Raw genomic sequence first — 14,603 nt, forward strand, 5'->3', positions numbered from 1 at the left:
AGCACACGCCAGATGGAAAACGAGGACAGGCTCCGCGACTACCTCAAGCGGGCCACCACCGATCTGCGCACCACACGCCGCCGCCTGCACGAGGTCGAGGAGCGGGAGAACGAACCCATCGCGATCATCGGGATGAGCTGCCGCTACCCCGGTGGTGTCGAGTCGCCGGAAGACCTGTGGCGGCTGCTGGCCGACGGCCGGGACGCCGTGGTGGAATTCCCGGCCGACCGCGGCTGGGACGTCGACGCGCTCTACGACCCCGACCCGGAGCACGCGGGCACGTCGATCACCCGGCACGGCGGCTTCCTCCAGGGCGCCGCGGGCTTCGACCCGGCGTTCTTCGGGGTCAGCCCGCGCGAGGCCCTGGCGATGGACCCGCAGCAGCGGCTGCTGCTGGAGACGTCGTGGGAGGCGTTCGAGCACGCGGGCATCGACCCGACGCGGGCCAGGGACACCAGGACCGGCGTGTTCGCGGGCGTCATGTACAACGACTACGCCGCGCGGCTGCCGCAGGCGCCCGAAGGGTTCGAAGGCTTCCTCGCCAACGGCAGCGCGGGCAGCATCGCGTCCGGCCGGATCGCCTACACGCTCGGCCTCGTCGGGCCCGCGGTGACGGTGGACACGGCGTGCTCGTCCTCGTTAGTGGCGCTACACCTGGCAATGGTGGCGCTGCGCCGCGAGGAGTGCTCTCTGGCACTCGCGGGCGGCGCCACATTCATGTCCACGCCCCGCACGTTCGTCGAGTACAGCCGGCAACGCGCCCTGTCCCTGGACGGCCGCTGCAAGGCGTTCTCCGACAGCGCCGACGGCACGGGCTGGGGCGAAGGGGTCGGGATGCTGCTGGCGGAGCGGCTGTCCGACGCCCGCCGCAACGGCCACCCCGTGCTGGCGGTGATCCGCGGTTCGGCGGTGAACCAGGACGGTGCGTCCAACGGTCTGACCGCGCCGAACGGACCGTCCCAGCAGACGGTGATCACCCAGGCACTGGCGAGCGCGCGGCTCACCCCGGCACAGGTCGACGCGGTCGAGGCGCACGGCACCGGCACCACACTCGGCGACCCGATCGAGGCACAGGCCCTCATCGCGACGTACGGCGCGGAGCGGACCGCAGACCGGCCGCTGTGGCTGGGGTCGTTGAAGTCGAACATCGGCCACGCCCAGGCGGCGGCCGGGGTCGGCGGCATCATCAAGATGGTCATGGCGATGCGCCACGGTGTGCTGCCCAAGACCCTGCACGCCGACGAGCCGAGCAGCCACGTCGACTGGTCGGCGGGCACCGTCGCGCTGCTGACCGAGGGGCAGCCGTGGCCGGAGACCGGCGAACCGCGCCGCGCCGGTGTGTCCTCGTTCGGCGTCAGCGGCACGAACGCCCACATCATCCTGGAAGAGGCGCCCACCGCTGATCCGGCGTCCCCGGTGGACGCCGATCCGCCGGTCACCTCTGCCGCGCCGTGGGTGCTGTCCGCCCGGACCCCCGACGCGCTGCGCGCGCAGGCTGACCGCCTCCTGTCCGCCGTGGAGGGTTCCGCCGACTTCGACCCGGTCGGTGTCGGCTTCTCGCTGGCCACGACACGATCCGTGTTCGAGCACCGCGCCGTCCTGCTGGCCGAGGACCGGACCACCACCTGCGACCGGCTCGCCGCTCTTGCCGAAGGGCGGGGTGGTCCGGGTGTTGTGGTGGGTGAGGCGGCGTCGCACCGGGTGGGTTTCCTGTTCTCGGGTCAGGGTTCGCAGCGGCTTGGTATGGGGCGTGAGTTGGCGGAGCGGTTCCCGGTGTTCGCCGAGGCGTTGGATGAGGTGCTGTCGGAGTTCGATCCGGTGGTGCGTGAGGTGTTGTTCGGTGAGGATGCCGGGGCGTTGGACGAGACGGGGGTGACGCAGCCGGCGTTGTTCGGGGTCGAGGTGGCGTTGTTCCGGTTGTTGGAGTCGTGGGGTGTGCGGCCGGATGTGCTGGCGGGGCATTCGATCGGTGAGTTGGCGGCGGCGTATGTGGCGGGTGTGTGGTCGTTGGCTGATGCTGCCGAGGTGGTGTCGGCGCGTGCCGGGTTGATGCAGGCGTTGCCGTCGGGTGGTGCGATGGTGGCGGTGCAGGGGTCTGAGGCCGAGGTTGCGTCGGAGTTGCCTGACACGGTGGGGATCGCGGCGGTGAATGGTCCGTCGTCGGTGGTGGTTTCGGGTGTTGCCGGTGATGTGGAGGTGGTTGCGGAGCGTTGGCGTGGGGTGGGGCGGAAGGTGTCTCGTCTGCGGGTGAGTCATGCGTTCCATTCGCCGTTGATGGATCCGATGCTGGATGACTTCCGTCGGGTGCTGGAGGGTGTGTCGTTCGGGGCGCCCGAGATCCCGATCGTGTCGACGCTGACGGGTCGGTTGGCGAGTGCGGAGGAGTTGGCCTCGCCGGAGTACTGGGTGCGGCACGTACGTGAGTCCGTACGGTTCCACGACGCGATCGTCGCGATTCGCGAGCAGGGCGTCGACGTCTGCCTGGAGATCGGTCCCGGTGGTGTGCTGTCCGGTCTCGGGCAGCTCAACGCCCCGGAGGCCGCCTTCGTACCCGCCTTGCGCGGCGACCGGCCCGAGCTCGTCGCGCTGACTTCCGCCGTCGGCCAGCTGTACGTGCGTGGTGTCCGGGTGGATTGGGAGGTGTTGTTCGCCGGTCGTGGTGCGCGGCGGGTGGATTTGCCGACGTATGCGTTCCAGCGTGAGCGCTACTGGTTGGACGCTCCGGACGCTGATGAGGGCGTTGAACGGATGTCGCCGGTGGAGGCACGGTTCTGGGATGTTGTCGAGGAGGGTGACCTCTCTGATCTTGCCCGTACGCTGGGTGTGTCGTCGGATGATCCGTTGAGTGCTGTGTTGCCTCGGTTGTCCGCGTGGCGCAGGAAGCAGCGGGATCGTTCCTTGGCTGATGACTGGCGGTATCGGGTGGACTGGCGGCCGGTGGCTGCCGGGGGCCGGCTGTTGGATGGTGTGTGGCTGGTGGTCGCGCCGGCGGGTGAGGACCGTGCTGGGTGGGTTGGTGACGCGCTGGCTCGGAATGGTGCGGACGTGCGTGTGCTGTATGTGGATCTGGAGGCGGTCGATTGGGCGGGGCGGTTGGCTGGGTTGCCTGCTCTGAGTGGTGTGGTGTCGCTGCTGGGACTGGCCGAGGTGGGTGGGTCGGTGGTGCCGGTGGGTGTGGCGGGCACGATCGGTTTGTTGCGGGCGTTGGGTGATGTGGGTGTGTCGGTGCCGTTGTGGTGTGTGACGTCGGGTGCGGTGTCGGTGGGTGCGGGTGATGTGGTTGCCGGGTTTGAGCAGTCGATGGTGTGGGGTCTTGGCCGGGTGGCCGCGTTGGAGCATCCTGGCCGCTGGGGTGGCTTGGTGGACCTGCCCGGTGTGCGGGACGAGGCGACCGGTGATCTGCTGGCCTCGGTGCTCGCCGGTACGAGCGGCGAGGACCAGGTCGCGTTGCGCGGTGGCGAGGTTCTGGGGCGCAGGCTGGTGCCCGCGCCGCTGGGCGATGTCTCCGGGGAGGGCTGGACGCCGCGCGGCACGGTCCTGGTCACCGGCGGCACCGGCGCCCTGGGTGGTCGGGTGGCGCGTTGGCTGGCGGAGCACGGGGCCGAGCACATCGTGCTGGTGAGCCGTCGTGGCCGGGCCGCTGAGGGCGCCGAGGAACTGGAGGCCGAGCTCGTCGAGTTGGGCGCGCGCGTCACGTTCGCCGTCTGTGACGTAGCGGACAGGGAGTCCGTCGCGGCGCTGCTGGAGAGCGTTCCGTCGCTCAACGCGGTCGTGCATGCGGCGGGCATCGAGCGGTCGACTCCTCTCGCCGACATAGATCCCGACGATCTCGCCGATGTGCTGGCGACCAAGGCCGACAGCGCCAGGCATCTGCACGAACTGCTGGCCAACACGCCGTTGGACGCGTTCGTGCTGTTCTCCTCGATCGCCGGTGTGTGGGGCAGTGGAGGCCAGGCCGCGTACGGCGCGGCGAACGCGTACCTGGACGCCCTGGCGGAGCACCGTAGGGCGGCGGGTCTGCCCGCCACAGCTGTCGCGTGGGGTCCGTGGGGTGGTGGCGGCATGGTCGCGGACGCCGGACAGGACGCACAGCTCCAGCGCAGGGGCCTGACCACGATGGCTCCTGAGGCGGCGCTCGCCGGTTTCGGTATGGCCTTGGAGCGTGGTGACGGGAACGTTGTCGTCGCGGATGTGGACTGGGAGCGGTTCGCGGGCACGTTCATGTCGCAGCGGCCCAGCCCGCTGCTGGGTGAACTGCCGCAGGTGCGTGCCGTGTTCGAGGCGGCTCCGGTGGAGCAGGGTGTGTCGGCTCTCGCGCAGCGGCTCGCGGGTCTTGGCGTGGCTGAGCAGGAGCGGCAGCTGACCGAGTTGGTTCGGTATGAGGCTGCCGCGGTGCTGGGTCATGTGTCGGGTGACGCGTTCTCCGCGACCCGCGCCTTCAGGGAGCTGGGTTTTGACTCGCTGACGGCGATGGAGTTGCGTGGCCGGCTGAGTGAGGCGACCGGTGTCGCCCTGCCCGCGACGGTGGTGTTCGACTATCCGACGGCTGCCGTGCTGGCAGGCTTTCTGCGTGTTGAGTTGTCCGGTGCGGGTGTGGCCTCCGCCGCCTCCGTTCCTGTCGCCGTGTCGGGGGTGACGGATGAGGCGATCGCGATTGTGGCGATGGCGTGCCGGTTCCCCGGGGGTGTGTCGAGCCCGGAGGACCTGTGGGACGTACTCCTGGCGGGCGGGGACGCGGTGTCGGAGTTCCCGGCCGACCGTGGTTGGGACGTGGAGTCGCTGTACGACCCCGACCCTGACCACACGGGCACCACCTACAGCCGCATGGGCGCCTTCCTCGACCACATGGCGGACTTCGACCCGGCGTTCTTCGGGATCTCGCCGCGTGAGGCGTTGGCGATGGACCCGCAGCAGCGGCTGCTGCTGGAGACGTCGTGGGAGGCGTTCGAGCGGGCGGGCATCGACCCGAGCTCTTTGCGGGGCAGCCGGTCCGGTGTGTTTGTCGGCACCAACGGCCAGGACTACACGACGCTGATGATGGCCGTGCCGGACAGCGTCGAGGGCTACTTCGGCACGGGCAGCGCGGCGAGTGTCATCTCCGGTCGGCTGTCCTACACGTTCGGTCTTGAAGGTCCCGCGGTGACGGTGGACACGGCGTGTTCGTCATCGCTGGTGGCACTGCACCTGGCGGTACAGGCCCTGCGGTCGGGCGAGTGCGAGCTGGCGCTGGCGGGTGGCGTGACAGTGATGTCCACGCCTGCCGCGTTCGTGGAGTTCAGCAGGCAGCGCGGGCTGTCGGTGGACGGCCGGTGCAAGGCATTCGGGGCGGGCGCGGACGGCACGGGCTGGGGTGAGGGCGTCGGCATGCTGGTCGTGGAGCGGTTGTCCGACGCCCAGCGGAACGGCCATCAGGTGCTGGCGGTGGTGCGGGGTTCGGCGGTGAACCAGGACGGTGCGTCGAACGGTTTGACAGCGCCGAACGGCCCGTCGCAGCAGCGGGTGATCCGGGCCGCGCAGGCGGCTGCGGGCCTCGCTCCTTCCGATGTGGACGTGGTGGAGGCGCATGGCACCGGTACCACGCTGGGTGACCCGATCGAGGCGCAGGCGCTGCTGGCGACGTACGGCCAGGACCGGCCCGAGGGCCGGCCGCTGTGGCTGGGGTCGATCAAGTCGAACATCGGACATACCCAGGCCGCCGCGGGTGTGGCCGGTGTGATCAAGATGGTGCTGGCCATGCGGCACGGTGTGCTGCCGCGCACCCTGCATGTGGACGAGCCGTCGCCGCACGTGGACTGGTCGGCGGGTGCGGTGGAGTTGTTGACGGAGGCTCGGCCGTGGCCGGAGACGGGTCAGCCGTGGCGGGCGGGTGTGTCGTCGTTCGGGTTCAGTGGGACGAACGCGCACACCATCATCGAGCAGGCCCCCGTGGTGGAGCGCGCGGAAGCCCCGGAGCCGTTGCCTGTCGGCGCGGTCGTCCCGTGGTCGCTGTCGGCCAAGAGCCCCGAGGCGCTGCGGGAGCAGGCCGCGCGACTCAAGTCGTTCGTGGCCGAGTCGTCGGACCTGTCCGTGGCGGACGTGGGCCGTACGCTGGTGTTCTCGCGTGCGGAGTTGGAGCACAGAGCGGTGGTTGTCGCCGCGGAGCCTGCCGAGTTCCAGTCGGCTCTGGCCGCTCTCGCTGAGGGGCGGGGTGGTCCGGGTGTTGTGGTGGGTGAGGCGGCGTCGCACCGGGTGGGTTTCCTGTTCTCGGGTCAGGGTTCGCAGCGGCTTGGTATGGGGCGTGAGCTGTCCGCCCGTTTCCCGGTGTTCGCTGAGGCGTTGGATGAGGTGCTGTCGGAGTTCGACCCGGTGGTGCGCGAGGTGCTGTTCGGTGAGGACGTCGACGCGCTGAATGAGACGGGGGTGACGCAGCCGGCGTTGTTCGGGGTCGAGGTGGCGCTGTTCCGGTTGTTGGAGTCGTGGGGTGTCCATCCCGACATGCTGGCGGGGCATTCGATCGGTGAGTTGGCGGCGGCGCATGTGGCGGGTGTGTGGTCGCTGGCCGACGCCGCCGCGGTGGTCTCGGCGCGTGCCGGGCTGATGCAGGCGCTGCCCGAGGGCGGTGCGATGGTGGCGGTCCAGGCCTCTGAGGCCGAGGTCGCGCCGGACCTGCCGGAGACCGTCGGTATTGCCGCGGTGAACGGCCCGAACTCAGTAGTCGTTTCGGGTCTTGCCGCTGACGTGGAGGTGGTTGCGGAGCGTTGGCGTGGCGTGGGTCGGAAGGTGTCTCGTCTGCGGGTGAGTCATGCGTTCCATTCGCCGTTGATGGATCCGATGCTGGATGAGTTCCGTCGGGTGCTGGAGGGGGTGTCGTTCGGGGCGCCGGGGGTTCCGATCGTGTCGACGCTGACGGGTCGGTTGGCGAGTGCGGAGGAGTTGGCTTCGCCGGAGTACTGGGTGCGGCACGTACGTGAGTCCGTACGGTTCGGTGACGCCGTGGGCACGCTCGTGGATGAGGGTGTGGCGACGTTTGTCGAGGTCGGGCCGGGTGGGACGCTGTCGGCGCTGGGGCAGGAGTCCGCGCCGGAAGCGACCTTCGTACCGGTGCTGCGCGGTGATCGGCCCGAGGCCGTGGCCGCCACGACGGCTGTGGGCCAGCTGTACGTGCGTGGTGTCCGGGTGGATTGGGAGGTGTTGTTCGCCGGTCGTGGTGTGCGGCGGGTGGATTTGCCGACGTATGCGTTCCAGCGTGAGCGCTATTGGTTGGATGCTCCGGACGCTGATGAGGGCGTTGGGCGGATGTCGCCGGTGGAGGCGCGGTTCTGGGGGGTCGTGGAGGAGGGTGACCTCTCTGATCTTGCCCGTACGCTGGGTGTGTCGTCGGATGATCCGTTGAGCGCTGTGTTGCCTCGGTTGTCCGCGTGGCGCAGGGAACAGCGGAGTCGGTCCACTGCGGACGGTTGGCGGTATCGGGTGGACTGGCGGCCGGTGGCTGCTGGGGGCCGGCTGTTGGATGGTGTGTGGCTGGTGGTCGCGCCGGCGGGTGAGGACGGCGCTGGGTGGGTTGGTGACGCGCTGGCTCGGAATGGTGCGGACGTGCGTGTGCTGTATGTGGATCTGGAGGCGGTTGATTGGGCGGGGCGGTTGGCTGGGTTGCCTGCTCTGAGTGGTGTGGTGTCGCTGCTGGGGTTCGCGGGTGCGGGTGCGGGTGGGTCGGTGGTGCCGGTGGGTGTGGCGGGCACGATCGGTCTGCTGGGGGCGTTGGGTGATGTGGGTGTGTCGGTGCCGTTGTGGTGTGTGACGTCGGGTGCGGTGTCGGTGGGTGCGGGTGATGTGGTTGCCGGGTTTGAGCAGTCGATGGTGTGGGGTCTTGGCCGGGTGGCCGCGTTGGAGCATCCCGGTCGCTGGGGTGGCTTGGTGGACCTGCCCGATGTGCGGGATGAGACGACCGGTGATCTGCTGGCCTCGGTGCTCGCCGGTACGAGTGGTGAGGACCAGGTCGCGTTGCGCGGTGGCGAGGTTCTGGGGCGCAGGCTGGTGCCCGCGCCGCTGAGTGCGGACGCCTCCGGGGAGGGCTGGTCGCCGCGCGGGACAATCCTGGTGACCGGCGGCACCGGTGCGCTCGGTGCGCACGTGGCGCGTTGGTTGGCGGAGCACGGGGCCGAGCACGTCGTACTGACGGGTCGTCGCGGCCGGGCCGTTGAGGGCGCCGAGGAACTGGAGTCCGAGCTCGTCGAGTTGGGCGCGCGCGTCACGTTCGCCGTCTGCGACATGGCCGACCGGGAGTCTGTCGCGGCGCTGTTGGCGAGCGTTCCGTCGCTCAACGCGGTCGTGCATGCGGCGGGCATCGAGCGGTCGGCCCTTCTCGCCGACATAGATCCCGACGATCTCGCCGAGTTCGGTGATGTGCTGGCGGCCAAGGTCGTCGGCGCGTGGCACCTGCACGAGTTGCTGGGCGACACGCCGCTGGACGCGTTCGTGCTGTTCTCTTCGATCGCCGGTGTGTGGGGCAGTAGTGGGCAGAGCGCTTACGCGGCTGCCAATGCCTACCTGGACGCCCTGGCGGAGCACCGTAGGGCGGCGGGTCTGCCCGCCACAGCTGTCGCATGGGGTCCGTGGGGCGGTGGCGGCATGGTCGCGACCGATGAGCAGGCCGCGCTGCTGCACCGTTGGGGCTTGTCAACGATGGCTCCGGCTGGGGCGATCGCGGGTCTGGCCACGGCTCTGGAACGTGGTGACGGAAACGTTGTCGTCGCCGATGTCGACTGGGAGCGGTTCGCGGGCACGTTCATGTCGCAGCGGCCCAGCCTCCTTCTGCACGAATTGCCCGAGGTGCGCGCCGCGTTCGGGGCGGCTCCGGTGGAGCAGGGTGTGTCGGCTCTCGCGCAGCGGCTCGCGGATCTTGACGTGGCCGAGCAGGAGCGGCAACTGACCGAGCTGGTTCGGTATGAGGCTGCCGCGGTGCTCGGTCATGTGTCCGGAGACGCGTTCTCCGCGACCCGCGCCTTCAAGGAATTGGGCTTCGACTCGCTGACGGCGATGGAGTTGCGTGGCCGACTGAGTGAGGCGACCGGCGTCGCCCTGCCCGCGACGGTGGTGTTCGACTATCCGACGGCCGCCGCGCTGGCCGCCTTTCTGCGTGTCGAGTTGTCCGGCGCGGACGCCGCCACCCCGGTTGCCCCGGTCGCGGTGTCGGAGGTGACGGATGAGCCGATCGCGATTGTGGCGATGGCGTGCCGGTACCCGGGTGGTGTGTCGAGCCCGGAGGATCTGTGGGACGTGCTCCTGGCGGGCGGGGACGCGGTGGCGGAGTTCCCGGCCGACCGTGGTTGGGACGTGGAGGCGCTGTACGACCCGGACCCCGACCACGCGGGCACCACTTACAGCCGCATGGGTGCCTTCCTGGACCGTGTGGCGGATTTCGACTCGGGTTTCTTCGGGATCTCGCCGCGTGAGGCGCTGGCGATGGACCCGCAGCAGCGGCTGCTGCTGGAGACCTCCTGGGAGGTCTTCGAGCGGGCCGGCATCGACCCGAACTCGGTTCGTGGCGAGCGGGCGGGCGTGTTCGTCGGTTCGAACGTGCAGGACTACGGGATGGTGCTGGACGGGGCCGCAGAGGATGTCGGCGGGCACGTGGCGACGGGCAGCGCGGCGAGTGTCATGTCCGGTCGGCTGTCCTACACGTTCGGTCTCGAAGGCCCCGCGGTGACGGTGGACACGGCGTGCTCGTCGTCGCTGGTGGCACTGCACCTGGCGGTACAGGCCCTGCGTTCGGGCGAGTGTTCGCTGGCCCTCGCGGGCGGTGTGACGGTGATGTCGACGCCCGGCGCGTTCGTGGAGTTCAGCCGCCAGCGCGGGCTGTCGGTGGACGGCCGGTGCAAGGCGTTCTCGGACAGCGCCGACGGCACGGGCTGGGGCGAGGGCATCGGGATGCTGCTCGTCGAGCGGCTGTCCGACGCCCAGCGCAACGGGCACCAGGTCCTCGCGGTCGTCCGGGGTTCCGCGGTGAACCAGGACGGCGCGTCGAACGGTCTCACCGCGCCGAACGGGCCTTCCCAGCAGCGGGTCATCCGGCAGGCGCTCGCCAGTGCGGGTCTCGCTCCGTCCGAGGTGGACGCGGTCGAGGCACACGGCACCGGCACCACCCTGGGTGACCCGATCGAGGCTCAGGCACTGCTGGCCACCTACGGACAGGACCGCACCGGTGAGCCGCTGTGGCTCGGTTCGGTGAAGTCCAACATCGGTCACACGCAGGCGGCCGCCGGTGTGGCCGGCGTGATCAAGATGGTGCTGGCCATGCGACACGGTGTATTGCCGAAGACGCTGCACGTGGACGAGCCGTCGTCGCACGTGGACTGGTCGACGGCGGCGATGGAACTGCTTACCGACCAGCGGGAGTGGCCTGCCGTGGACCGGCCGCGGCGGGCCGGTGTGTCGTCGTTCGGATTCAGCGGGACGAACGCGCACACCATCATCGAGCAGGCCCCCGAGGTGACGTCGGTCGAGGCCGAGGCCGAGGTCGAGCCGGGTGAACCGGGTGAGGCGAGTGTCGTGCCGTGGGTGCTGTCGGCGCGGTCCGGCGAGGCATTGCGGGACCAGGCCTCCCGGCTCCGTGCGGAGTTCGAGCACGCAGCGGCCGTGTCGGTCGCCGACGTCGCCCACTCGTTGCGGTCCCGGTCGGTGTTCGACCACCGGGCCGTGGTGGTGGGGCTGGACCGGGAGGAGTTCCTCTCCGGTCTCACCGCTCTGGCCGACGGCCGTGAGACGCCGAACGTCGTGACCGGTGTGGCGGAGAACCGCGGTGCCGGTGTGGTGTTCGTGTTCCCCGGCCACGGTTCGCAGTGGGTCGGCATGGCCCTGGAGCTGCTGGAGTCCTCGCCGGTGTTCCGTGCGCGGATGGAGGAGTGCGCGGAGGCGCTGGACGAGTTCGTCGACTGGTCGCTGCTGGACGCGATCCGGGATCCCGGTCTGATGGAGCGGGTGGACGTCGTCCAGCCCGCCCTGTTCGCGGTGATGGTGTCGCTGGCCGCCACCTGGCGGTCGTGGGGCGTCGAGCCGAGCGCCGTGCTGGGGCACTCGCAGGGCGAGATCGCGGCAGCGTGCGTCGCGGGTGCCCTGTCCCTTGCGGACGCGGCGCGACTGGTCGTCCTGCGGAGCAAGGCGTTGACCACGCTGTCCGGCCAGGGCGGCATGGTGTCGGTCGCTCTCGGTGTGGACGCCGTACGGGAGTTGCTGACGCGATGGGACGGACAGCTCGCGGTCGGTGTGGTGAACGGCCCCGCCTCGGTCGTCGTGTCCGGTGACGTCGCCGCGCTGGACGAGCTGATGGAGGTCTGCGCCGAGAGGGGAGTGTGGGCGCGGCGCGTACTGGCGGACTACGCCCCGCACTCCCACCACGTCGAGCGGATCGAGGCGGAACTCCTGGAGGGGCTGGCGAGTGTGTCGCCGCGTTCCGGTGACGTGCCGTACTTCTCCCCGCTGACCGGCGGGTGGCTGGAGACCCGTGGGATGGACGCCGCCTACTGGTACCGGAGCCTGCGGCAGACAGTGGAGTTCGCGGACTCCGTCTCCACGCTGGTGGCTGAGGGCTTCAAGGCCTTCGTCGAGGTGAGCCCGCACCCGGTGCTGGTGGCCGGCCTGGGCGAACTGGCCGGCGCCGACGGTGTGGTGGTCGGCTCGTTGCGGCGCGGGGACGGGAGCCTGGCCCGGCTGATGACCTCGGCGGGCACGCTGTTCGTACGCGGTGGCCAGGTGGAGTGGGAGCTCTCCGGTGCGCGGCGGATGGACCTGCCGACGTACCCGTTCCAACGTCAGCGCTTCTGGCCCACGACGGCGCACACCGCGTCCGGCGGCGTGACCTCGGCCGGGCTGGGGCGGGTGGACCACCCCGTGCTCGTCGCCGTCACCGAACTCGCGGACTCCGAGGGCCTCGTGTTCAGCGGCAGGCTGTCCCTGCGTACCCACCCGTGGCTCACCGACTACCGCGTCCTGGGCGCCGCGGTGCTCCCCGGCGCGGCCTACACGGACCTCGCGCTGCGCGCCGGCGACCACGTCGGCTGCGCGTCGCTGGACGACCTGGTGCTCGGGGCGCCCCTGGTACTGCCCGAGCGGGACGGCGTCCAGGTACGGCTCAGCCTCGACGGGCCGGACGCGTCGGGCAGGCGGGCGTTCACCGTGGACTCCCGAACGGACGAAGGCGGGGGCTGGACCCGCCACGCCACCGGCACCCTGTCGGCCGAGGCGGAACCCGTCACCGATGACCTCGTCGCCTGGCCGCCGAGCGAGGCCGAGCCGGTCGGGCTGGACGGCCACTACGCCACCGTCGCCCCCTCCGGCCTCAGCCATGGCCCGGCCTTCCAGGGCCTGCGCGCGGCCTGGCGCAAGGGCGACGAGATGTTCGCCGAGGTGGTGCTGCCGGACGGCCTCGCGGATGAGGGCTTCGGCCTGCACCCCGCTCTCCTGGACGCCGCGCTGCACGTCATCGGGCTCGGGGTGAGTTCGGACGGGCTGCCGTTCTCGTGGGCCGGGGTGCGGCTGCTGGCGACCGGTGCGACGGCGCTGCGGGTCCGGTTGACGCCGGTCGGCGTGGACGCCGTGGCGGTGCTGGTCGCCGACGGCTACGGCGAGCCGGTCGCCGCTGTCGACGAACTGAGCCTGCGGCCCGTCTCGGCCGACCAGCTCAATCTCGCACGGTCCGCCCACCGGGACTCGCTGTTCGAGGTGAAGTGGGTTCCGATGCCGGACGCCGCTCCCGACACCGGCACGTGGGCGGTGCTCGGCGGTGACACCGCCCGGCTCGCCCACGCGCTCACCGCGGCCGGTGAGCCGGTCGACGAACACGGCGACCTGGCCGCGCTGCTGGCCGCCGTCGATGGCGGAGCGCCCGTGCCCCGGCGCGTGGCCGTGACGCCCGGCGAGGGCGCGACGACCCCCCGCGAGACGACGCACCTCACCCTCGACCTGCTCCAGAAGTGGCTCGCGGACGACAGGCTCGCCGAGTCGCGACTCGTGCTGGTGACGAGCGGCGCGGTGGCGGCCGGGCCGGACGAGGACGTCCCGGACCTGGTGCGCGCTCCCGCATGGGGCCTGGTGCGGTCGGCGCAGTCGGAGCACCCGGAGCGGTTCGTGCTGGTCGACGTGGACGAGCACGAGAAGTCGCTGCGCAGGCTGCCCGCCGCGGTGGCTACCGGGGAGCCGCAGGTCGCGGTCAGGAACGGTGCCGCCTCGGTGGCCAGGCTGGCACAGCTCTCCACTCCGGCCGACGCGCCCGAGCCGGAGGCGTTCGCCCCCGACGGCACGGTACTGATCACCGGTGGTTTCGGCATGCTCGGCGGCTTGACCGCGCGGCATCTCGTCACCCGCCACGGAGTTCGGGACCTGGTACTGACCGGCAGGCGCGGCGCTGCTGTGCCGGGTGCGGAGGAGCTGTGCCGGGAGCTGGCGGAACTGGGCGCGCGGGTCACAGCCGTGGCGTGCGACGTGAGCGATCGTGACGCGGTCGCCGCGCTGCTGGCCGAGCACCCCGTGACCGCTGTCGTGCACACCGCCGGCGTGCTGGACGACAGTGTGATCGAGTCCCTGACCCCGGAGCACATCGACACGGTGTTCCGCCCCAAGGCCGACGCCGCGCTGCACTTGCACGAACTGACCCTGGGAACTGACCTCACGGCGTTCGTGCTGTTCTCCGCCGTCGCCGGTGTGTTCGGCAGCCCCGGCCAGGGCAACTACGCGGCCGCCAACACGTTCCTGGACGCGCTCGCGCAGCACCGCCGGGCCACCGGACTGCCCGCGACATCGCTGGCGTGGGGCCTGTGGGCCGAGGCCAGCGGCATCACCGGCCACCTCGACGAGGCCGACGTACAGCGGATGGCGAGGGGCGGCATGGCCCCGCTGTCCTCCGCGGACGGCATGGCGCTGTTCGACGCGGCGCGCGCGACCGGCGCCGCGACCGCGGTGCCCGCCGCGATCGACCTGACCGCACTGCGAGGCCGCCCGGAACAGGTACGACCGCTGCTGCGCGGTCTGGTGCCCACACCCGCCCGCCGGTCCGCGCGGTCCGGCGACGGCTCCGGCGCGGTACCGCTCACCCAGCGGCTCGCGGGCCTCACCGAGGCGGAGCAGGACCGGGCGCTGGTGCACCTCGTCCGCACCCACACCGCGGCCGTGCTCGGCTTCGCGGGACCGGAGACCGTCGAGGCGGACCGGGCGTTCAAGGAACTCGGGTTCGACTCGCTCACCGCCGTGGAACTGCGCAACAGGCTCGACGCCGAGGTCGACTCGCGACTGCCCGCCACTCTGGTGTTCGACCACCCGAACCCGGCGGCACTCGCGGCCCACCTGCGGACGACGGTGCTCGCCGACCGCGGCACGCCCGCCGCCGCGGTGCTCAGCGAGCTGAACAAGCTGACGATCACCATCTCCAAGCTCGACCCCGATGACGCGCTGGTCGGGGACATCCGGCTGAGGCTTCGGTCGCTCCTGTCCACATGGGACGACAAGGAGCCCGAGGCCGCGGTGGACGACCTGAACTCGGCAACGCTGGACGACGTGTTCGACATCATCGACGAGGAACTCGGCAAGTCCTGATCCGCGAGTCCCGACTCTTACCAAGAGGGGTTAGCAAGCAT

At 70.9% G+C, this 14,603-nt stretch carries 1 protein-coding gene; it reads left to right on the forward strand.

Features of this window, described 5'->3' with window-relative positions; translation table 11 throughout:
* Positions 1-12 precede the first annotated feature (12 nt).
* Entirely contained in the window at positions 13-14,562 is a 14,550-nt protein-coding gene (locus ACFRMN_RS09280) for a type I polyketide synthase (protein WP_383015682.1), read from the forward strand.
* Positions 14,563-14,603: the final 41 nt, after the last annotated feature.

Source organism: Streptomyces sp. NPDC056835, assembly GCF_042789485.1.
Taxonomy (GTDB): Bacteria; Actinomycetota; Actinomycetes; order Streptomycetales; family Streptomycetaceae; genus Streptomyces.

Excerpts from the sequence above, each read along its gene's own strand:
- ACFRMN_RS09280 (WP_383015682.1), top strand. The coding sequence starts at position 13 with ATGGAAAACGAGGACAGGCTCCGCGACTACCTCAAGCGGGCCACCACC.